Source organism: Enterobacter sp. JUb54 (assembly GCF_014298075.1).
In the GTDB taxonomy this organism is placed as follows: domain Bacteria; phylum Pseudomonadota; class Gammaproteobacteria; order Enterobacterales; family Enterobacteriaceae; genus Klebsiella; species Klebsiella lignicola.
Genome location: NZ_CP060418.1, coordinates 4,153,362 through 4,174,465 on the forward strand (window position 1 = coordinate 4,153,362; position 21,104 = coordinate 4,174,465).

Below are 21,104 nucleotides of genomic sequence, written 5' to 3' on the forward strand. Positions count from 1 at the left end.
GTCTGAAAATAGTAAGGGGCTATTCTATGAAGTTATATCAGCGCCAGTTTATTGAGTTTGCGCTTAGCAAACAGGTCCTTAAGTTTGGCGAGTTTACGCTGAAATCCGGGCGTAAGAGCCCCTATTTCTTCAACGCCGGCCTGTTTAACACCGGGCGCGATCTGGCACTGTTAGGCCGTTTCTATGCCGAGGCGCTGGTCGATTCCGGCATCGATTTCGATCTGCTGTTTGGCCCGGCCTATAAAGGTATCCCTATCGCGACCACTACCGCGGTAGCGCTGGCGGAACACCACGATCTGGATTTGCCATACTGCTTTAACCGCAAAGAAGCGAAGACCCATGGTGAAGGCGGCAACCTGGTCGGCAGCACTCTGCAGGGACGAGTTATGCTGGTCGACGACGTCATCACCGCCGGCACCGCGATTCGTGAGTCGATGGAAATTATCCAGGCGCACGGCGCTGAACTGGCGGGCGTCCTGATTTCTCTGGATCGTCAGGAACGCGGGCGTGGCGACATCTCTGCGATTCAGGAAGTTGAGCGCGATTACGGCTGTAAAGTGATCTCCATCGTCACCCTGAAAGAGTTGATTTCCTACCTGGAAGAGAAGCCAGAGATGGCTGAGCATCTGGCAGCGGTGCGGGCTTATCGCGAAGCCTACGGGGTATAAGCCTCAGCCCGGCAGGCAACGACCTGCCGGGTCGGTTTCAGACCAGCTTTGCCCCCTGGGCATTGACGTACAGCGAATAGATTGAGGTGCTGGAGGCCATAAACAGGCGATTGCGCTGCTCACCGCCAAAACAGAGGTTCGCGCAGCGTTCCGGCAATTGAATGATGCCGATGTTTTTCCCCTGAGGATTGAAGACGCGCACCCCGTCCAGCTCCTCGCTGCCGGTTCCCCAACCACACCACAGATTCCCGTCCATGTCGCAGGCGATACCGTCAGCGGTGCCGTTACCGCAGTCAATGTGTACTCTTTTGTTTTTCAACGTGTTATCGACAACATCCCACGCCAGGATAAGACGGTTTGGCGTCGCACGGCTCTCCACGACGTACAGCGTTTTCTCATCGGCGGAGAAACAGAGTCCGTTTGGCCCTTTTACGTCGCCCAGCATGACGCTCAGCTTGCGGCTTTCTGGATCCAGCCGATAGACGTTCTGAGGCAACTGCGGCGTGGCTTTGTGTCCTTCATAGAACCCGCTGATACCGAACGGCGGATCGGTAAACCAGATGCTGCCGTCCGACTTCACGACGATATCGTTTGGCGAATTTAGCGGTTTGCCGTCAAAGCTGTCGGCCAGGACGGTAATCGTACCGTCGTATTCGGTGCGGGTAATGCGGCGGGTGTCGTGCTCGCAGCTAATCAGCCGTCCCTGCCGGTCGCGGGCGTGGCCGTTCGCGTAGTTTGCCGGTTGACGAAAGACGCTGGTTTCACCGGTGGCTTCATCCCAGCGCATGATGGCGTTATTGGGAATATCGCTCCAGAGCAGCATACGCGTATCGCCAAACCATACCGGTCCTTCCGCCCAGCGAAAGCCCGTGGCGATCTGTTCGACTTTTGCGCTGGCAAGCATATAGCGGCGGAAGCTGTCATCCGTCGCCATAATGCGTGGGTCGGGATAACGTGCAGATGGTGCCCAGGCCGCGAAACTTTTTTGACTGAGCAATAGTGATGCGGTCGCCAGACCGCCCAGTTTGAGCAATTCACGCCGTGATGTCGCCATCAGCCTTCTCCTTGTCCATTGAAAAGATGCAATCAAAGGATGTTATGAGAGAGGTCGAGCCGAAAACATCTGGCAATTCAACGAATTGTCCTGGGCTTTATAACAGATAAATCAAAAATGAGATGCAGCCTTTTGGGCTGCATAGAGCGTGATGCGGACTACTGCAATTGGGCGGCGACCAGCGGCCAGCGGGCGTCAAAGTCATCCGTCGGACGATACTTAAACTCGCTGCGTACAAAACGTGACAGCATGCCCTCGCAGAACGCCAGCAGCTGGCTGGCCAGCAGGGCTTCATCGACGGCATAGCCTTCACCTTCACGCATTTTCTTTTCGCGCATCACCTGGCGCAGCTGAACCTCGATGCGTTCGAATAGCTGGTTAATCCGCCCTTGCAGACGGTCCTGTTCGAACATCAGCGCATGGCCGGTCAAAATCCGCGTCAGCCCAGGATTACGCTCACCAAACCCAAGAATCAGCAGCACAATCAGGCGAAGTCGTGCCGATGTGTCCTTTTCATCTTTTAAAATCAAATTGATGCGCGTAATCAGACTGTCTTCGATAAACTCGATCAGACTATCAAACATGCGGGTTTTACTCGGGAAATGACGGTACAACGCCGCTTCGGAGACCCCAACGGATGCCGCCAGTTTCGCTGTGGTAATCCGCTGGCTTCCATCGCTGGATTCAAGCATCAGGGCCAGAGACTGAAGTATTTCTTCGCGACGATTCCTTTTCGCAGTTTGTTTTTCTGCCATGTTTTAAAATACCCCTGAAAATAAGCACTAGTCAGGCAGGCATCCACAAAGTGACCGCAAACGGTCGTTTGCGGTGATGTTATTGCATTAATGCACTTTGGGATGCGGATGTACTGTGGTCGGGCTTATGCGCGCCCTGAGTGGCCAAAGCCGCCTTCGCCACGTTCGGTGGCGTCAAAATCTTCCACCAGGTTAAATTCCGCCTGGACGACGGGTACAAAGACCATCTGAGCGATGCGCTCGCCGGGCTCAATAGTAAAGCTCTGCTGACCACGGTTCCACACGGAAACCATCAGCTGTCCCTGGTAGTCAGAGTCGATAAGCCCGACCAGATTGCCCAGTACCACGCCATGCTTATGGCCCAGCCCGGAACGCGGCAGAATCACCGCCGCCAGAGAAGGGTCGGCGATATGGATTGCCAGACCGGTCGGCAGCAGCGTGGTGGCGCCCGGTGCCAGCTCTACGGCGTCATCGAGACAGGCTCGCAGGTCAAGTCCGGCAGAACCGGAGGTGGCATAGGTTGGCAGCGGAAATTGCTGGCCAACACGCGGGTCCAGAATCTTAACGTCGATTTTTTTCATCATAGCGGGTCACGATCTCGTCGAGTAATAATTGGCCCAGGAGTTCCTTGCGCTCAAGTGGTAAGCGCTTATCTCCATCCTGCCAGAAAAGGTGTAATGCATTGCTGTCGCTGTTAAATCCTTGATTAGGCTGCGAAACATCGTTAGCACAAATCAGGTCGAGATTTTTGCGAGCGCGTTTTTGCCTCGCGTATTCTTCCACATTATTCGTTTCGGCAGCAAACCCAACGACAAACGGTCGGTTAGTCGTCAGTCCGGCTACCCCGGCAACGATATCCGGATTTTTGACCATCCTGATGGTGAGTTCATCACCTTGCTTTTTAATTTTTTCTTCAGCAATCGCCACGGCACGATAGTCGGCTACGGCGGCGCAGCCAATAAAAATCTGCTGTTGCTGAGCGCCTTGCTGGACTGCTGATTCCATCTCCAGCGCGGTGGTCACATCGATGCGCTGTACCAGCGGCGGCGTGGGTAAAGAGACCGGCCCGCTCACCAGGGTCACGTTCGCCCCGCGGTTGGCGGCGGCGGCGGCAATGGCGAACCCCATTTTACCGGAGCTGTGGTTGGTGATATAGCGCACCGGATCCAGCGGCTCACGGGTAGGGCCAGCGGTAATCATGATATTGAGATGTTGCAAATCTTTGACAGGCGAAAAATGCGCAGCTGCCATATCGACGATGGTCATCGGGTCCAGCATACGGCCCGGGCCGATATCGCCACAGGCCTGGCTGCCGCTATCCGGGCCCCAGAGCAGCAGGCCGCGTGAGGCAAGGACGGTCAGGTTATGCTGGGTGGCTGCGGCACGGTACATTTGCTGGTTCATCGCCGGTACGACGGCAACCGGAGAAGGGGTTGCGAGGCAGATGGTGGAGACCAGGTCATTGGCCATACCGGCGGCGACACGGGCAATCAGATCGGCGGTGGCCGGTGCGAGGATAACCAGGTCCGCCCATTTACCCAGCTCGATATGGCCCATCGCCGCTTCCGCAGCCGGGTCGAGCAGGCTATCGGATACCGGATACCCGGATACCGCCTGTAGGCTCAGCGGGGTAATGAAGGCTTTCGCGGCTTCGGTCATGGCGACGCGGACGTCCGCGCCACGGTCACGCAGGCGGCGCACCAGCTCTGGCGTCTTATAAGCAGCAATGCCGCCGCTCACGCCCAGAACGATCTTTTTACCAGCCAGACTCATCATGATTCTTTCCTGTTGCAGTACACCAGAATCCGCGCATCTTACCACAATCCTGTCGCCGTCGTGCGGCTACCAGGCATTCACTTTGCGAGACGCTACGCAAGCGGGCGACGTGGTGGTCGGCAGCGCCAGCGGGCTGTGCCAGGATAGGCGGCACTGGAAAGGAGAGGCCCTATGGATGCAGACGAGGCCCTCATGCCGAGGGAAAAAATGTCGCTTTATGGCATTGAAGCGTTATCGGATATTGAACTGCTGGCGCTGTTTTTACGCACCGGGACGCGGCAGAAAGATGTCATGGTCTATGCGGAAGACCTGCTGAAGCACTTCGGGTCTCTTCATGGCCTGCTGTCGGCGGATAAAGCCCGGTTTAATGAGGTCGAAGGGATTGGCCTGGCAAAATATGCTCAGCTGAAGGGGATTGCCGAACTGGCCCGGCGTTATTTTAGCCTGCGGTTGATTGCGGAACCCTCCCTGGAAACGCCGATGATGACGCTGGAGTTTCTACAAAGCCATCTGGCCCATGAAGAGCGGGAGATCTTTATCGTGATCTTTTTAGATAATCAGAACCGGGTATTGAAACATAGCCGGCTTTTTTCTGGTACTCTTAGCCACGTAGAGGTGCATCCGCGAGAAATTGTACGCGAAGCCATCAAAGTGAACGCCGCTGCGGTGATCCTTGCACATAATCATCCGTCCGGTAGTCCTGAGCCGAGTAAGGCTGACAGACTGATTACCGAAAGGGTGGTAAAGTGTTGTGGTTTCATGGAGATACGAGTGCTCGATCATCTTGTAATCGGCCGCGGTGCGTACGTATCTTTTGCCGAGCGCGGCTGGATTTAGCCCCGATCACGCGATCCCGCGGGATCTTTGTCTGTTCGGGACTTGAGCACATCGCCGAGTCAGCGTATACTACGCCACCTTTGAGAATCTCGGGTTTGGCATTTGGGCCTGGCAATCGATGGTTCACTTAGACACCCAATCATTCAGGTTGCATCAAGTCGGCAAGAGAGTGAATCCCTGGGAACGTACTCTGTACATGACCTGGGTGAGCCAACGCTGAAGTAGCTTGAAAGATGACGTGTAGAACTGCGATGACCGGGCTGTAAAGCCTGACGAGGCGCCAATACCCCATACGAAGCTCGAGCTAATTTGATTTTTGGAGAATAGACATGTCCCGAGTCTGCCAAGTTACTGGCAAGCGTCCGGTGACCGGTAACAACCGTTCCCACGCACTGAACGCGACCAAACGCCGTTTCCTGCCGAACCTGCACTCTCACCGTTTCTGGGTTGAGAGCGAAAAGCGTTTTGTCACCCTGCGTGTATCTGCTAAAGGTATGCGTGTTATTGATAAGAAAGGCATCGATACAGTTCTGTCCGAACTGCGTGCCCGTGGCGAAAAGTACTAAGTACTAAGAGGAAATAAATCATGGCTAAAGGTATTCGTGAGAAAATCAAGCTGGTTTCTTCTGCTGGTACTGGTCACTTCTATACCACCACGAAGAACAAACGTACTAAGCCGGAAAAACTGGAACTGAAAAAGTTCGATCCAGTTGTCCGTCAGCACGTTTTATACAAAGAAGCTAAAATCAAATAATTTTAGTTTTCGATGTAAAGGAAACCCCGCCTCGGCGGGGTTTTCTGCTTTTTGTCCCACGGAAACTTGCGGACAACCCCTGCCGGGAATTTGCTTCCCAGACGCCTGCTGCTGAATCACAATACGTTAGGTTAACGGAGGAAATTAAATGCCTGAATTACCTGAGGTAGAAACCAGCCGTCGCGGTATTGAACCGTATCTGGTGGGCGCGACCATCCAGCACGCCGTGATTCGCAACGGACGCCTGCGCTGGCCGGTCAGTGACGAAATCTATCGCCTGAGCGACGTACCGGTGCTGAGCGTACGCCGACGCGCCAAATATCTGCTGCTGGAACTGCCCGACGGTTGGATCATCATCCATCTGGGGATGTCCGGGAGCCTGCGCATCCTCAAGGACGACCTGCCCGCCGAAAAGCATGACCATGTGGATCTGGTGATGAGCAACGGCTATGTGCTGCGTTACACCGACCCGCGTCGCTTTGGCGCCTGGCTGTGGACCAAAGCGCTGGAGGGCCATCCGGCGCTGGCGCATCTGGGGCCGGAGCCGCTGAGCGATGCCTTCACTGCAGAGTATCTCCAGCTGAAGTGCGCGAAGAAGAAAGCGCCCATTAAGCCGTGGCTGATGGACAACAAGCTGGTGGTCGGCGTCGGCAATATCTACGCCAGCGAATCACTGTTTTCCGCGGGGATCCATCCCGATCGGCTGGCCTCGTCGCTGTCGCGTGAAGAGTGTGAGCGGCTGGTCAAGGTGATTAAAGCGGTGTTGTTGCGTTCGATTGAGCAGGGTGGAACGACGTTGAAGGATTTCCTGCAAAGCGACGGTAAGCCGGGGTATTTTGCCCAGGAACTGCAGGTCTATGGCCGCAAAGGCGAGCCTTGCCGCATCTGCGGTACCCCGATTATCGCCAGCAAACATGCGCAGCGGGCGACCTTTTATTGCCGCCAGTGCCAGAAGTAACGTGTGGTGGTTGTGTGATCCCGGCTCGCGCTGCGCCTGCTCCGGTAGACTGGACAGGTGCAGCGCACCGCCTCCGGGAATAACCCCGATGGCGCAGGACTAGAGCTTCTTCAGCAGCGCCTGGTGCACGTTGGCAGGAAGAAAGTGGGACACATCGCCCTGATGGCGCGCCACTTCCTTCACCAGCGATGAAGAGATAAACGACCACTCTTTGCACGGCATCAGAAAGACGCTTTCGAGTGTCGGCATCAGATGGCGGTTCATGTGCGCCAGCTGCATCTCATATTCGAAATCCGCCACCGCGCGTAAGCCGCGAATCAAAATATTTGCCTGCTGGGCGCGAGCAAAATTAGCCATCAGATCGCTAAAGCCAATCACCTCAACGTTGACCAGATGCGCCGTCGCCTGTTCTGCCAGCGCGATGCGTTCATCGAGGGTGAACATCGGCTTCTTGCTCGGGCTGGCGGCAATCGCCAACAGCACCTTGTCAAACATGCTGGCCGCCCGGGTGACGATATCGATATGGCCGTTGGTGATGGGGTCGAAGGTCCCAGGATAGATCGCTTTTGTGCTCATAATTACACTTTCTCTGAGTAGCCGCGGCTCAGCGCCCACAGCTCGGTGTATTTATTAAACGTATACTGCGCGTTGACCACGGCGAGTAGCCAGCCTTGTTTACCATCCAGCACGCCGCCGCGCAGCAGCAGCGTTTTGACAAACGCGCCCAGCGTATGGCCAAAGATACCCGCCAGCGAGGTCTTCTTCCCCTTCTGGTGGCGCTCCTGCGCCCAGGCGGTGGCATAGGCCAGCTGTTTTTGCTGGAAGCCGGAGAAGTCGCGGCAGGTCAGATGCAGTAAATCGCCCGACAGTTCGATAACCTGCGCGCCTTTGGCATCAAGGGATTCGTGTACCAGATTATTGTTATAGCGGAAACGGCGGCGTTCGTACAAACGCATCACGCGGTCGGGGTACCAACCGCTATGGCGCATAAAGCGACCCAGGAAATAGTTGCGACGGGCAATGCTGTACACCGCACTGTTGTCAGGCGCTTCCAGAACCCGGCGGATGGATTGCTCCAGCTCCGGCGTGACGCGCTCATCGGTATCAAGCATCAGCACATACTCGCCGGTCGCATAATCCTGAGCGCGCTGGCGTTGAATACCGTAGCCCTGCCAGTCGGTGTTGATGTAGACCGTGGCGCCGAGGCTGCGGGCCAGTTCGACGGTGTTATCGCTGCTGCCGGAATCCAGCAGCACGATTTCATCGGCCCAGCTCACTGAGGCGAGGCAATCCGCCAGCAGCTCCGCCGCGTTTTTGGCGATCAGCACGACGGACAGTCGGGGAGCCATCAGTGGCTCCGCTGCGGAAGATAGGGTTGCAGCAAATGCAGCAGACGCGAAAGCGCTCCCTGGTTTTGATGCAGCACTTCCACCGCATGGCGGCCGTACCACAGACGGTAGTCTTCGTCGGTCAGCAGGTTAGATACCTGGGTGACCAGTGAACTCACGTCGGTCACCGTAATCAGGCCGTCGTCCTGCTGCAGCTTGGCGCAGATGTCTTTAAAGTTGAAGGTGTGCGGGCCCATCAGCACCGGGATAGCGTGCGCCGCCGGTTCCAGCGGGTTATGACCGCCCCGTTCAACCAGGCTGCCGCCAACAAAAGCGAGGTCGGCAATGCCGTACAGCAGCATCAGTTCGCCCATGGTATCGCCGATCACCACCTGGGTATCGTTCGATGGGATTTCGCCGGTGCTGCGCAGCGTGAAGCGCATGCCCGCTTTCTGCACCATGTCTCGCGCATCGCCGAAGCGTTCAGGGTGGCGAGGAACCAGAATCAGCAGTAAATCAGGGAAGGTCTCCAGCAGCTTTTTGTGCGCCTGCAGGATGATTTGCTCTTCGCCATCGTGGGTGCTGGTGGCGATCCACACTTTGCGGTGCGGCGCCCACTGGCGACGCAGGGTCACGGCACGTGCCGCCAGCTCTGGCGTCACGGAGATATCGAATTTGAGGCTACCGGTTACCGCCAGCTGGTTGCGCTTCAGGCCGAGGGCCAGGAAGCGGTTGGCGTCTTCTTCGTTTTGCGCGGCAATCAGGGTGATGCGGCTGAGCAGGCGACGCATAAACTTGCCGAGTTTGGCATAGCCTTTTGCTGAACGCTCCGACAGGCGGGCGTTGGCGATGACCAGCGGGATTTTACGTTTATGCAGCGCGGCGACCATATTGGGCCACAGCTCGGTTTCCATCACGATAACCAGCTTCGGCTGAACGGTATTGAGAAAACGGTTCATCGCGCAGGGTAAATCATACGGCAGGTAGACGTGGTGAACATCTTTGCCGAAGGCCGACATGGCGCGCTCGGAGCCGGTCGGCGTCATGGTGGTGACGGTGATCGGCAGGGAAGGGTAGCGGTGGCGCAGCGCACGCACTAACGGGATGGCTGCAAGCGTCTCACCGACGGAAACGGAATGCAGCAAAATCCCATCCGGTGCTACCTTGTTCTGACAATAGCCATAACGTTCAGCCCAGCGCTTTCGATAGGCCGGCGCCTTACGGCTGCGCAGCAGCAATCGCAGCCATACCAGCGGCTGAATAAGGTAGAGTAGGGTGGTATAAAGCAATTCCAAGCGATTTATCCGTTTTATGTTTTAGCGGGCAAATTCTAAGCATTTAGCCCGCGTAAAGCTATCTCTTTGGCGGCAACAGCGGGATTGTGAATCAGGCCGCGTCGCGATAACGTTTAATCCGCAGGTAGCGCCGGCCAAGGCGCCAGCGTAAACGGAAGGTCCGCGCATTTTTCCAGATCAGACGCCAGATGCCGCGGTCAAAGAACTCTTTAATGATGATATGCTTTTTTGACTCATCTTTCATGCTATCGAAGGTATGAATAATTCCCAGCCCCTCTTTGGCGATTTGCCAGCGGCAGGCGGAAATGTGGCGCACCTTGTCCGGATAGCGCTCGTTGATGGCGTCCAGCATCTCCAGAATCTTCATGTAGTGGCGTGCCGAACGCATCAGGGTGTCGTCGTTGTCCGGCTTATGCGATACCGATTCCGAGTGAATATAGTAATCGTAGAATTGTTCGCTGGTGTACTGCACGCGCTCTGCCGCCAGCAGCGCTTCCGTGGTCCAGGGAATGTCCTGATGGCGCAGTCCTGGCTCAAAGTGGAAGTGGTGCTGCATGATAAAGTCCCGGCGATAGATATTCAGCCAGGTGACGTGCAGGAACTTGCGCGAGTCCAGCGCCTGTTTGAGCCAGACGTGACCGGGCACAACCCCGGTCGAGGGCAGGCGGTCCGGCGGCAGAATCGGATGAATATCCTGGCGGGTCTCGTAAACATAACGGCCGTTGCAGGTGGCGATATCCAGGTTGCCCTTTTCTGCCATCTCCAGCAGCGTGCGGTACATGCCGGAATAGAGCTTATCGTCGATATCCGGAAACGCCAGGTACTTACCGGTCGCTACCGCCAGACCGGTGTTGCGGGCGACCGAGACGCCCTGGTTTTCCTGTTCCAGGACCCTCACGTTTTGCAGGCGCGCTTTCCACGCCTCGATGACCGCGAGGCTCCCGTCCGTTGAGCCGTCGTTCACCAGGATCAGTTCATAGCTTTCCAGCTGCTGTTGCTCAAGGCACTCGAAGAATTGCGCAAGGAATTTTTCACCGTTGTAGACGGCGGCCACGATACTCAGTAAAGGCGTTTGACTCATAAATCATTCGATCCTGGTTAAATAGCGGCGTCAGTCGCGACGCAATTGACGGTACTGCTGACAAATCGTATCGACGCTGAATTTCTCCAGCGTCGAAGGTTCGATGGCCGGCGGGCTATGGTAAATGCTTTGCATCGTCCGGGCCAGCGCCGGGCTGTTCAGATCGGCCAGACCGCGGGCTAATTCGCCAGTGAGGATTTCCGTGACCCCGCCAGGACAGCGGGTGCTGGCGACGGGCGTATCCAGCAGTAGCGCTTCAACCACCACGTTGCCAAAACCTTCGCTGTCGGAGCTGAGCACCAGCATCCGCGCCTGTTTGATCCACGGCAGCGGGTTTTGCTGAAAGCCTTTAAACAGCACCCTGTCGGCCACCTGGTGCTGTTGCGCCAGCTGGCGCAGGCGCTGTTCCTGCTCCGGTTTGCCCTGGCCCAGCAGCACCAGTGGCGCAGTAATACCGCTTTGCGCGTAGGCCTCAATCAGGCGGTCATGACGCTTACCGGGATGAAAACGGCCGACGTGAATAATATAGTCGCCATCGGGCCGATCGCTGGGGGCATCGGCGGCGGCACGCAGCGCGGCGATGTCGAACGGGTTATAAATCGTTTTTAACTGCGCCGGGCGCACCGCGAACTGTTCGACCAGATCCTGGCCTACCGCACTGGAGACGCTCACGATGTTGCGTCCCTGGTAGACGCGCTTAATCTTCTGCTGCTTCATCCAACGGTCGAAACCGGTGCGGTGACCGAGGTATGAGGTGGAGAAGACGCCATGCAGGCAGAACCAGAGGTTACGGTGGGCGAGCTGGCGGCTGCGGGCGACGATGCGGTCGGTTTTATGCAGGCTGGAGAGCACCAGATCGAACTCGCCCTGCTGCTCGGCTTGCGCGACAGCCGCATCCAGTTGGCGGGCGCGGCGCGACAGTTCGGTGAGTTTGCGCCACGGGGCGCGGCAACGGTCGCCAATGACCTGGTAATCCAGCCTTTCCGGCAGCGGATACTCGCAGACGTCGCGCAGAGAAAACAGCGACACCCGTTCACCCTGGCTCAGAAAGTGCTCTGCCAGGGTCAGCACCACTTTTTCGGCACCGCCGCCGGGCAGGCCGTCAATGACAAACAGTATGCGCATCGCTATTTCACCAGATCCTGATAGAGGGAGAGCAGCTGCGCCGACAAGCGTTCGCTGGTGCAGTCCATAATGCGTTCCCGGGCGCGCTCGCCTTCGCTGGAGCCCAGCGCGCGGGCGGGAAGCGCGACCACCGCCTGCTGTAGCGCCGGAATATCCAGCGCGTCGCAGACATACCCGTTGTGACCCTGAACGATAAACTCCTGACCACCGCAGCCGGTGGTGGTGATCACCGGCAGACCGCAGGCCATGGCTTCCAGAATGACGTTAGGGAACGGGTCATACAGCGTCGGCAGCAGCAGGCCGTCGGCCATCTGGTAAAACGGCAGGGTTTCCGACTGCATCCCGAAGAAGCGTACCCGGTTTTCACAGTGCAGCGTTTTCGCCAGCGACTGGTAGCGGTTCTGATCTTTGTCTTTGCCCACCACCAGCAGATAGCGGTCGGTGGGCGCAATGGCGCGAATCGCCGCCTCCAGTCCTTTACGCTCGAAACCGGAACCGACGTACACCAGACAGGTCGCCTGCAGCGGGAGATCCCACTGCGCGCGCAGGGCCGCGAAGGCCTCGGCGGTGGGCGGCAGGAACCGCCGGTGGTCAATGGCGTTGTAGATAACGTGGATCTTCTCTGCCGGGATCGCGAAATCATCGATGATCTCTTGCTTGATCATCGCGGCATTGCAGATCACTCCCCGCAGATGCGGGTCCTGATACATCTCCCGCTCGGCCTGCATGACATAGCGATGATAGCGGTCAGCAAACAGCAGGCGGCTTTTCCAGCCGGGCAGAATACGCGAGCGCTGGTGCAGCCAGCGCTGGTGGACGCCGTCACCGGCGCGATAGAGATCGCAGCCAGGGATACGCTCATGGCTCTGCACCAGATCGAACTGTTCGCGCTGCCATAGCTGGCGCGCGGCATTGGCGAAACCGCGCTCGCGGCTGATGCGGCCCCATTTGCGCGGATTGCAGATGTGGATCTGCCAGTCGGGTTTGACCGGCCCTTGCCATTCACGGGTGATGACGTTCAGTTCAATATTGCTGCTATCAAGGGCTTCCAGCGCACGGGAGACGAAACGCTCCGCGCCGCCGTCCGGGCGATATTTCTGTCGCACCAGGGCCAGCCTGAATGTACTCATGCCAGTACCTTTTTCGCCGCCGCGATCACCGCGTCGGTGGGGATTAAATCGAGATACCGTTCAGTGGTGCCGGTATCAATGTCATCAGGATCAGGCAGGGGACCGAAATCGCCGGCCCAGATGACTTCGCCTTGTGCCTGCCACGGACGCCAGAACGTTAGCTTTGACGGGCCGAACAGTGCCACCAGCGGCGTGCCGAGGGCGGCTGCCATATGCATGGGCACTGAATCCACGCCGATAAACAGGCGGGCATGGTCGATGACCGCCGCCAGCTGACGCAGGGACAGCTGACCGGCAAGCGAGTGCAGGCGAGCCTGCGGGCTGCCGGCAATAATGGTGTCCACCATCTGCTTCTCTTTGGCATCCGGTCCGGAGGTCAGGACGATAGCGTAGCCGGCGTCAGACAGCGCGTTAATCACGGCGCTCATGCGATCTTCCCGCCAGCATTTAAAGAACCAGCGGGAGGTCGGTTGAATCACGATGTAGTGATTTTCAAACCCCTCGGGCAGCAGTGAACGGCTGGTGGCCCAGTCCTGTTCGCTGTAGCCCATCCGCGCCGGGGCATCATCGAGAGCGAAACCGAGCGGGGCCAGAATAGACAGGTTCTGCTGCACCGTGTGCAGGCGCTGATGTGCCTGGGTTGAGGCCAGCGCGGTGTGGCAGAAACGCCAGGCCGGATGGCGGCGTTTCGGGAAGTCAAAGCCGATACGCGTCGCCGCGCCGGTCAGTCTGGTGATGATGGCGCTGGGCCACTGGTCCGCAAGATTAAGCACCATATCGTAGTGCTGCTGGCGCAAGGTGCGGATCAGTCTGAATTCCATCCTGAGCTGATGCCCTTTCCCCTGTTTTTTCCAGCGCCGGTCAATGGCAAAAATCTGGCGGATGTCAGGATTGGCCGCGAGCATATCCCGGGTTTCTTCATAAAGCAGAACATCGACGCTGGCCGCGGGATATTGCTGTTTGAGGGCGTGAATGAGCGGCGTGATCAATAGCATATCGCCATGGTGGCGCAGCTTGATGACCAGGATTCGCGCCGGGGTCACGGTGCCGGGAGAGCGGGTTTCAGGCGTCATTCTCTGTTCTTCATTCAGTATCAGGTTTCCGATTCTAGGGGATCAGACAGATTGAGAGAAGCGTTGTATTGCTCTACCATGACCCGATACGTATGGTCTGAGGACGTTTTCGTGCACAAACCCGCATTTCTCATCACGATTGATACAGAGGGCGACAACCTCTGGCAAAAACACGACAGCATTACCACCGAGAATGCGCGCTATTTACCGCGTTTTCAGCAGCTTTGCGAAAAGTATGGTTTTAAACCCGTCTATCTGACCAACTATGAAATGGCGATCGACCCCTTCTATATCGACTTCGCCAAAGATGTGATTGCCCGTGGTACGGCGGAGATTGGCATGCACCTGCATGCCTGGAATAGCCCGCCGACGGACCCGTTGACCGACGATGACTGGCGTCATAAGCCCTACCTGGTTGAATATTCCGATGCGGCAATGCGTGAAAAAGTCGCCTATATGACCCATCTGCTGGAAGAGACTTTCCAGACCAAAATGGTCAGCCACCGCGCCGGGCGCTGGGCCTTCGACGAGCGCTATGCTCGCCTGCTGGTGGAGCATGGCTATCTGGTGGATTGTTCGGTGACCCCGCGGGTCAACTGGAAGACGGCGAAAGGCGCACCGCAGGGCGATGGCGGTACCGATTATCGTCGCTTCCCGCAGCATGCCTATTTCCTCGATGAGAACGACATCAGCCGCGAGGGGCATTCCTCGCTGCTGGAAGTGCCGATGAGCATTCAGTATAAGCACTCCGGCTGGATGAACAGCGTGAAGCAGGGCTACGACCGTCTGCGCGGCAAAGTCCGATCGCCGTCGGTGCACTGGCTGCGTCCGATGGGCGGCAACGTCGAGACCATGAAAAAAGTCGTAACCCAGACGTTGACGCAGGGGAATGACTACGTTGAATATATGCTCCACTCTTCTGAGTACATGCCTGGCGGCAGCCCAACGTTTAAAAACGAGCAGGATATCGAGCGCTTATATGCTGACCTGGAAGCGTTTTTCAGTTGGCTGGCCCCGCAGGTGAAGGGAATGACGTTGGCGGAATACTATCAATTCCGGAGAAATCTTACATAAAATAACTGTGTGTCATAGAGATACACCGGTTTTCTAGTGTAATATTAGCGCCGATTTTACATCGGCCTGCTGGTCTTTATTTTTCGATGCACTGTGTTTTCATTTATGAGGCATGTATGAAAATTGTAACGGTATTGCGTTCTGGTGGTGATTATAATCATGATCATGTTCAGTGGTTGTATAAGCAATTACCGGATGACATCGAAAAAGTGTGCTTTACCGATCTGACTATTCCCGGCGTGCAGACAATTAAGCTGACGGAAAACCTGCCTGGCTGGTGGTCAAAGATTGAAATATTTGATCCGCAAAAAATTGACGACGATATTTTTTATATTGATCTGGATATTGTTGTTGTGGGTGATATTTCCGATATTTTGCAGAATACCCGACTGACCATGCTCAGCGATTTCTTTTTCCCGCAGAAAACGAAAAACTCGGCCATTATGCGCATCCCGCATGAGGAGAAGTATAAGGTCTGGGAGGCGTTTAAACGTTATCCTGAACTGTTTATGTCACGCTATCAGAGCGGTGGCGATCAGGAGTTTATTAGTAAGATTTATCCTCATGCTGCTATCTGGCAGGATATCCTCCCGGGACAAATCGTGAGCTATAAAAAGCATGTGGTCAGTAAGAAAAAAAATGAACATGCCACCGGGAATGGTTCCGTTCCACCCGGGACGCGCATCGTATGCTTCCACGGGAAACCAAGACCGTGGGATTGCGGTGAGGTATGGGTTCCCCCATTTGTGAGAAGTTAATCGTTCATGATCAAAGATAAGTTCCCCTTGCTTATATTTCTGGCAGCAATTCTGGCTGCCGCTTCCGTTATGACAGAAAAAATCATGGGGAGAAATCTTTTCTACCTTTCTGCGCTCATGACGGTTGGCTATGCCCTGTGTCATGCCAAAGCACTTCGTTTCAAAAAAGAAGAGTTGATCCTGGCGCTGTTCTTGTTTTTGATGGGAAGTTCACAACTGTTGTGGGCATATCGGTTTCCTGCGAATGCCGCGGAAATTTATATGGCGGACGTGAGTTACGTGCGTACGGGGAGTTATCTGATCATCGGTGCCGTAATGGTACCGTTAGTTTCCGCGATATTAAGACTTATATCGGTGGGGCCGGGGAAGTTTATTAATGCTGTGCTGTTGTTTGGTTTCACGTATTTAACGTTGTATGCCTTACATTTCCACTTTTTTGTCTCTGACGATCGCTTGAGAATTGGTAACTCTGCAACCCTGAGCGCTTATCTGTATGCTCTTTATACGATGGTGACGCTGTATGCTTTAGCATGTGTCAATATGCGTTATCGGCAATATATAATATTTGGGGTCATTGTTTTCTCTTTCTGGGTTATCTTTTTAACGCAAACGCGTTCAGTGCTACTTTTTTACCCCGCTATTTTGATATATGCCTTACTGAACAGTAACTTCATGTCGAAGTCCAAAATGATTGCGCTGTGTCTGGTATCCGTCTTGCTCTCAGTGGTGATCATTGAAATTGCGTTTCCCTCTATCAAAACGCGTGCAGTGGATGCGGTGACGGAACTTTCAGAATATCAGAGTGATAACAACACCTCATTAGGCGCCAGATTGAGCATGTGGCATACGGGGCTCTACGAAATATACCGCCATCCGACCGGGGTGAGTGCACAGCAACGCTATGACATTCTGTTGCAGCTGATGCAGGAGAAAGAGCAGGGTAACCCGGAAGGGATCCGCAATATGGTTTATCACCTGCATAATGACCTGATAGAGACGATGTCGCTGCAAGGGGCTATCAGTGGAGTCATTCTGCTGGGGCTGTATGCCGCAATGCTATTCTATGTGCACAGGAAGCGGGTGTTGTCATGTGCAACGATGTTTGTATGTGCGCCGGTTATTTTGTTTGGTTTGGTCGATACGCTTTTTATTCATGACCGGTTTATCGTTATGTTTATCGTCTGCCTGGTTATCTGTGCTGGATTACAACGCGTAAAACAGGCGCAACCGTGATACAGGAAATGCAGTGGCCTAGCGGGTCACTGCTTTCATGGACTGGCTAAACGGTGCTTTATTGAATATATGCTCAGGAATAGCGCTCTCTGTTGAGGTATTGATAATATCGATACCTACGCTGCACATATAGGTGCTGGCAAGTTCAAAGGCCGGGAAAATCAACGATTCGACCTTGTTTGCCAGATAAGAAGGGAGCTTATTGCTGTTGCTTTCATAAAATCTCGGCTGCTCAAAGTTGGTCATGTCCAGACCCGCAATGATCACTTTATCAAACCCCAGCCAGGCAATAATCTGCAATGCCCAGTAGGCGACGGTGCCTGCATCAAATATCCCCTGGCGAATATCGATGGCAAACCCAATCTCGTCAGAATGTTGATGCAGGATGACGGTATCAGCCTGGTGGAATGTCTTTTTAATATTGGCACACGGAATTCGGGCCTGATAAATGCGATAACACGCATCTTCGATCGCCGCGAGGCGGCACTGAATATGGCCGAAACCCAGTCGGTCTATTATTTTGGCAATGCCGTGAACCGTTGTAAAAAACAGAATCTTAGGATTAGCGACGATGGCGGCGATGATCTCGGGCTTTCGGTCGAAAAACTCCATATCCACAATCAAATAGAAAGAGAAATTGACCTGGCCCGTCAGAAAATAAGCACCGTTAACGCCCATTACCGGTACTGAAGCAGGTGTAACGGAAAAATCGATCTCTTTCACTGAAGGGCCAGTGGCGGTAAGCAGCAGCGGCCCGGAAAAGGTATTTTTGAGCGCGCTCAGGCTGACCAGCGGAACGGATTTTCCTTTATAAACCAGCGTGCTAATTTCCCCGCTTGCCGCGCGGGTGATTTTCGTCCATGGCCAGAGATTTTCGTTGTGGCGGTAGGCCCGCGGGCGGGTGTAGCGATAAAATTGCTTAAACAGTGAACCCATTACAGCAGTCCTTGTGATTTTAGCAACTGCGCCACCTGCTCTGCGGCAATATCCCCGGTGCTGTTGCCGCTGTCCGGGCGGACGACAAACTGATTTTGACCGTAGCCGCCAATCAGCCCCGGATCGGTGGGGCCATACAGCGTAAAGTTCGGCTTATCGAGCGCCGCGGTCAGATGGCTCAGACCGGTATCGACGGAGACCACGCCTCTGGCGCCCGCCAGCACCTGAGCGACCTGCTCCAGGCTCATCCGCGGCAGCACCTCGACACCGTCGTGGCCTGCTGCCAGCCGTTTAGCCCGCGCCTCTTCGTGCGGTGCGCCCCACGGCAGCTTAATCTGCAGACCGCTGTCGGCCAGCAGGGCGATCAGCGCCTGCCAGTGGCTTTCTGGCCAGTGCTTATCGTCGCGAGTGGTGGCATGCAGGAAGACCAGGTACGGCGTAGCCGCAGCAGCTGACGCATCCGTAAAGTGACGGGCGATGGCATAATCACCCTGCTGCGTCGGTCGGGTATAGCCGAGGCTTTTGGCAAACAGTTCCCGGGTACGCTCGACGGCGTGTTGCTGCTTTGCAATCGCGTGACGGCGATTGTAGAACAGGCTCGCCAGCGGCTCGCGGGCGCTGTGCCAGTCCATGCCGTGCTTGACCCCCTGCGCCAGGCGGGTCACTAACGCGGCGCTTTTGACCAGGCCCTGGGCATCGATAATGGCATCATAGCGCTGGGCGCGGATGGCCTGACGAAAGGCCGCGCGCTCCGCTTTAATCGGCGCAGAGAACCAGGCTTTGCGCCAGCGGCGAATGGCGACCGGGATCACGCGGTCGACGGTATTATGCCAGGAGGGGATCTGCGCGAACCCTTCCTCCACAGCCCAGTCAAAACGAATGCCGGGAATGGCCTGCGCAGCGTCGGTCAGCGCGGGCAGCGTATGCAGGACGTCGCCCATGGACGAGGTTTTCACGATCAATACCCGCATCCGTTACGCTTCCTCTTGTTCCGGTTTTTCCTGCAGCAGCGCGGTCAGCTCTTCCAGCACGCGCTGCGGTGTAATATCGATCAGGCTCTGATGGTAGCCTTGCTCGGCATCGCCTTTACGGACTTTGTGATAGCCGCTAATCAGACGGATAACCCGCGCCTGGTGCGACAGCGGTGGGGTGAAATCGGGGCTGCTCGGGCCATATAGCGCCACCAGCGGGCGGTTCAATGCTGCGGCAACGTGCATCAGGCCAGAGTCATTGCTGACCACCGCTTTACAGGCGGCAATCAACACCACCGCTTGCTCAAGCTGGGTTTCGCCCGCCAGGTTGCGGCACCATGCCTGCTGCTGAGTGTTCAGCGCGGCGAGAATGTCGTTACCGGCTTCATGATCTTTGGCCGAGCCGAACAGGATAACCTGGTACCCGGTATCGATGAGTTGCTTTGCCAGTTCGGCATAGTGGTAATGCGGCCAGCGTTTAGCCGGGCCAAATTCCGCGCCGGGGCAGAAGCCGACCATGGGCCGATCGGCCGAAATAGCAAAGGCGTTACAGACCTGCGATTTTTCACCGTCGAAAACCTGCAGCTGTGGCCAGAGCAGAGGCTGCGGCAGATCTTTGGCGCTGCGCATGACGCCGTTATCGTAAGCCAGCGCGACATAGCGCTCGACCATCAGTGGCCAGGCGTCTTTATCCAGCACCCGCGCATCGTTCAACAAACCGTAGCGCATCTCACCCCGCCAGCCGGTACGGTGCGGAATATTGGCGAAGAAGGGGACCAGCGCCGATTTAAACGAGTTTGGCAGCACATAGGCGCGGTCGTAACGACGTTCGCGCAGGCTGTGCCCGAGCTTGCGACGTTCGCCGATGGCCAGCGCACCGTGGCCGAGCGGCATCGGGATGGCTTCGTTGACTTCTGGCATACGCGACAACAACGGACGGCACCACGCGGGCGCCATCACGTCGATAATGGCCTGGGGATAGCGCGCCTTGAGCGTGCGATAGAGACTTTGCGACATCATCATGTCGCCCACCCAGGACGGGCCAACCACCAATATTTTCATTCACTTCATCCTTCAAACGGTCTCTGCGTTGGCTACCTGCGTTCACTCCGGTCACTTACTTTTGTAAGCTCCCGGAGATTCACTTAGCTGCCGCCTTGTTACCGCTCGAATGATTTTGTGAATTTGTATCGCTGTCGCGGTTGAGCCAGGCCATATATTCCGTTACGCCTTCGGCAACGGTTTTAAACGGTTTGTCGTAGCCTGCTGCGCGCAGGTTGGTCATATCCGCCTGAGTAAACGCCTGATAGCGGCCTTTCAGCTTATCCGGGAACGGGATGTACTCGATGCTGCCTTTCTGGTGATAGGCCAGCGTAGCGTCCGCCACCGCCTGGAAGGATTCTGCACGACCGGTACCCAGGTTGAAAATCCCGGAGACGCCGTTTTCCCAGAACCACAGGTTCACCGCAGCGACGTCACCCACGTAGACGAAATCGCGTTTGAAGCCATCGCTGCCTTCGAACAGTTTCGGGCTTTCGCCGTTGTTCAGCTGGGTGTTGAGGTGGAATGCCACGCTCGCCATGCTGCCTTTGTGGCCTTCACGCGGCCCGTAAACGTTGAAGTAACGGAAGCCGACGATCTGCGAGTCTGCTTCCGGCATGATCTGGCGGACGTACTCGTCAAACAGGAATTTGGAGTAGCCGTAGACGTTCAGTGGCTGCTCGTATTCGCGGGATTCGATAAAGTCGCTGGTGCGACCGCCGTAGGTCGCCGCCGAAGAGGCGTACAGGAACGGGATCTGGCGCTCCAGGCAGTAATGCAGAAGCTCTTTAGAGTACTGATAGTTGTTATCCATCATGTACTTGCCGTCCCACTCTGTGGTGGAAGAGCAGGCGCCTTCATGGAACACCGCTTCGATTTCGCCAAACTCTTCGCCGGCCATCACCTGGATCAGGAAGTCTTCTTTATCCATGTAATCCGCGATGTTCAGGTCAACCAGATTCACAAACTTGGTGCCGTCTTTCAGATTGTCTACGACCAGAATGTCGGTAATGCCTTTGTCATTCAGGGCTTTAACGATGTTGCTGCCGATAAAGCCTGCGCCGCCGGTAACGATGATCATAACTGTAACCTTTGAAGTGTGGCGTCCAGAGACAATCCGGACGCGAATATTCATATCATATCACCACATGGAGAAGGCTTCAGCCATTCGCCGAAAAGGGGGTGTTGAGCGTGATTAATGCTGCAAATAATTCATTAAGGCATGCATCATCTCGTATCAGCGTATAGCTTTGGGTA

General features: G+C 55.8%; 23 protein-coding genes. 8 read left to right on the forward strand and 15 right to left on the reverse strand.

Annotated features, from left to right (window positions below):
* Positions 1-26: 26 nt before the first annotated feature.
* Positions 27-668, forward strand: coding sequence for an orotate phosphoribosyltransferase (gene pyrE / locus HF679_RS19130; protein WP_123757102.1), 642 nt, complete (start codon positions 27-29; stop codon positions 666-668).
* Between the two features lie 37 nt (positions 669-705).
* On the opposite strand, the gene HF679_RS19135 is transcribed toward pyrE, so the two are convergent.
* The 4 genes from HF679_RS19135 to coaBC all read right to left on the reverse strand — a co-directional run bounded on the left by HF679_RS19135 (position 706) and on the right by coaBC (position 4,250).
* The gene (locus HF679_RS19135) at positions 706-1,722 is read right to left on the reverse strand and encodes an SMP-30/gluconolactonase/LRE family protein (RefSeq protein WP_123757103.1); all 1,017 of its coding nucleotides are present in this window, start codon (positions 1,720-1,722) and stop codon (positions 706-708) included.
* A gap of 158 nt (positions 1,723-1,880) precedes the next feature.
* On the reverse strand, positions 1,881-2,477 hold the full coding sequence (slmA, locus tag HF679_RS19140; protein WP_123757104.1) for a nucleoid occlusion factor SlmA: 597 nt from the start codon (positions 2,475-2,477) through the stop codon (positions 1,881-1,883).
* Positions 2,478-2,602: 125 nt separating this feature from the next.
* Positions 2,603-3,061 (reverse strand): dUTP diphosphatase, encoded by a 459-nt coding sequence (dut, locus tag HF679_RS19145; protein WP_004868951.1) that lies wholly within the window; start codon positions 3,059-3,061, stop codon positions 2,603-2,605.
* Positions 3,039-4,250 carry a bifunctional phosphopantothenoylcysteine decarboxylase/phosphopantothenate--cysteine ligase CoaBC gene (gene coaBC / locus HF679_RS19150; RefSeq protein WP_123757379.1) on the reverse strand — a complete coding sequence of 404 codons (1,212 nt, stop codon included), beginning with the start codon at positions 4,248-4,250 and terminating at the stop codon, positions 3,039-3,041. The genes dut and coaBC overlap by 23 nt, the downstream gene beginning before the upstream one ends.
* 174 nt (positions 4,251-4,424) lie before the next feature.
* On the opposite strand from coaBC, the gene radC reads away from it, so the two are divergent.
* The 4 genes from radC to mutM all read left to right on the forward strand — a co-directional run bounded on the left by radC (position 4,425) and on the right by mutM (position 6,802).
* Complete coding sequence (gene radC / locus HF679_RS19155; protein WP_123757105.1) at positions 4,425-5,090, forward strand: RadC family protein; 666 nt, start codon at positions 4,425-4,427, stop codon at positions 5,088-5,090.
* Between the two features lie 329 nt (positions 5,091-5,419).
* Positions 5,420-5,656, forward strand: a complete 237-nt coding sequence (gene rpmB, locus HF679_RS19160) for a 50S ribosomal protein L28 (protein WP_002436699.1) — start codon at positions 5,420-5,422, stop codon at positions 5,654-5,656.
* 20 nt (positions 5,657-5,676) lie between these two features.
* Positions 5,677-5,844 (forward strand): 50S ribosomal protein L33, encoded by a 168-nt coding sequence (gene rpmG, locus HF679_RS19165; RefSeq protein WP_003024094.1) that lies wholly within the window; start codon positions 5,677-5,679, stop codon positions 5,842-5,844.
* 148 nt (positions 5,845-5,992) lie between these two features.
* Entirely contained in the window at positions 5,993-6,802 is an 810-nt protein-coding gene (gene mutM / locus HF679_RS19170) for a bifunctional DNA-formamidopyrimidine glycosylase/DNA-(apurinic or apyrimidinic site) lyase (protein ID WP_123757106.1), read from the forward strand.
* A 99-nt stretch (positions 6,803-6,901) separates the two neighbouring features.
* Here the strand turns inward: mutM and coaD are convergent, their stop codons facing one another.
* The 7 genes from coaD to rfaQ all read right to left on the reverse strand — a co-directional run bounded on the left by coaD (position 6,902) and on the right by rfaQ (position 13,834).
* Positions 6,902-7,378, reverse strand: coding sequence for a pantetheine-phosphate adenylyltransferase (coaD, locus tag HF679_RS19175; RefSeq protein WP_100682896.1), 477 nt, complete (start codon positions 7,376-7,378; stop codon positions 6,902-6,904).
* Positions 7,379-7,380: 2 nt separating this feature from the next.
* Positions 7,381-8,151: a glycosyltransferase family 2 protein gene (locus HF679_RS19180; protein WP_123757107.1), complete on the reverse strand. Its 771-nt coding sequence runs from the start codon at positions 8,149-8,151 to the stop codon at positions 7,381-7,383.
* Positions 8,151-9,425, reverse strand: coding sequence for a lipid IV(A) 3-deoxy-D-manno-octulosonic acid transferase (gene waaA, locus HF679_RS19185; protein ID WP_123757108.1), 1,275 nt, complete (start codon positions 9,423-9,425; stop codon positions 8,151-8,153). The genes HF679_RS19180 and waaA overlap by 1 nt, the downstream gene beginning before the upstream one ends.
* Before the next feature lie 91 nt (positions 9,426-9,516).
* Positions 9,517-10,506 carry a glycosyltransferase gene (locus tag HF679_RS19190; RefSeq protein WP_123757109.1) on the reverse strand — a complete coding sequence of 330 codons (990 nt, stop codon included), beginning with the start codon at positions 10,504-10,506 and terminating at the stop codon, positions 9,517-9,519.
* A 30-nt stretch (positions 10,507-10,536) separates the two neighbouring features.
* A complete protein-coding gene (locus HF679_RS19195; protein WP_123757110.1) occupies positions 10,537-11,631 on the reverse strand; it encodes a glycosyltransferase in 1,095 nt (364 codons plus the stop codon).
* Positions 11,632-11,633: 2 nt separating this feature from the next.
* Entirely contained in the window at positions 11,634-12,761 is a 1,128-nt protein-coding gene (locus HF679_RS19200; protein WP_123757111.1) for a glycosyltransferase family 4 protein, read from the reverse strand.
* Positions 12,758-13,834 carry a putative lipopolysaccharide heptosyltransferase III gene (gene rfaQ / locus HF679_RS19205; RefSeq protein ID WP_123757112.1) on the reverse strand — a complete coding sequence of 359 codons (1,077 nt, stop codon included), beginning with the start codon at positions 13,832-13,834 and terminating at the stop codon, positions 12,758-12,760. Before rfaQ ends, HF679_RS19200 begins: the two co-directional genes overlap by 4 nt.
* Positions 13,835-13,945: 111 nt before the next feature.
* Between rfaQ and HF679_RS19210 the strand changes: the two genes are divergently transcribed.
* The 3 genes from HF679_RS19210 (at position 13,946) to HF679_RS19220 (ending at position 16,899) form a co-directional block, all read left to right on the forward strand.
* Positions 13,946-14,908 carry a polysaccharide deacetylase family protein gene (locus HF679_RS19210; protein ID WP_174509570.1) on the forward strand — a complete coding sequence of 321 codons (963 nt, stop codon included), beginning with the start codon at positions 13,946-13,948 and terminating at the stop codon, positions 14,906-14,908.
* Between the two features lie 116 nt (positions 14,909-15,024).
* Positions 15,025-15,666 (forward strand): hypothetical protein, encoded by a 642-nt coding sequence (locus HF679_RS19215; RefSeq protein ID WP_154144337.1) that lies wholly within the window; start codon positions 15,025-15,027, stop codon positions 15,664-15,666.
* Positions 15,667-15,672: 6 nt separating this feature from the next.
* Positions 15,673-16,899, forward strand: coding sequence for an O-antigen ligase family protein (locus HF679_RS19220; RefSeq protein WP_123757115.1), 1,227 nt, complete (start codon positions 15,673-15,675; stop codon positions 16,897-16,899).
* A gap of 18 nt (positions 16,900-16,917) precedes the next feature.
* Here the strand turns inward: HF679_RS19220 and HF679_RS19225 are convergent, their stop codons facing one another.
* The 4 genes from HF679_RS19225 to rfaD all read right to left on the reverse strand — a co-directional run bounded on the left by HF679_RS19225 (position 16,918) and on the right by rfaD (position 20,928).
* Positions 16,918-17,835, reverse strand: coding sequence for a sugar glycosyltransferase (locus HF679_RS19225; protein WP_123757116.1), 918 nt, complete (start codon positions 17,833-17,835; stop codon positions 16,918-16,920).
* Positions 17,835-18,806, reverse strand: coding sequence for a lipopolysaccharide heptosyltransferase RfaC (gene rfaC / locus HF679_RS19230; protein WP_123757117.1), 972 nt, complete (start codon positions 18,804-18,806; stop codon positions 17,835-17,837). Before rfaC ends, HF679_RS19225 begins: the two co-directional genes overlap by 1 nt.
* Before the next feature lie 3 nt (positions 18,807-18,809).
* Positions 18,810-19,868, reverse strand: a complete 1,059-nt coding sequence (gene rfaF, locus HF679_RS19235) for an ADP-heptose--LPS heptosyltransferase RfaF (protein ID WP_123757118.1) — start codon at positions 19,866-19,868, stop codon at positions 18,810-18,812.
* Between the two features lie 79 nt (positions 19,869-19,947).
* On the reverse strand, positions 19,948-20,928 hold the full coding sequence (rfaD, locus tag HF679_RS19240) for an ADP-glyceromanno-heptose 6-epimerase (protein WP_123757119.1): 981 nt from the start codon (positions 20,926-20,928) through the stop codon (positions 19,948-19,950).
* Between the last annotated feature and the right edge of the window lie 176 nt (positions 20,929-21,104).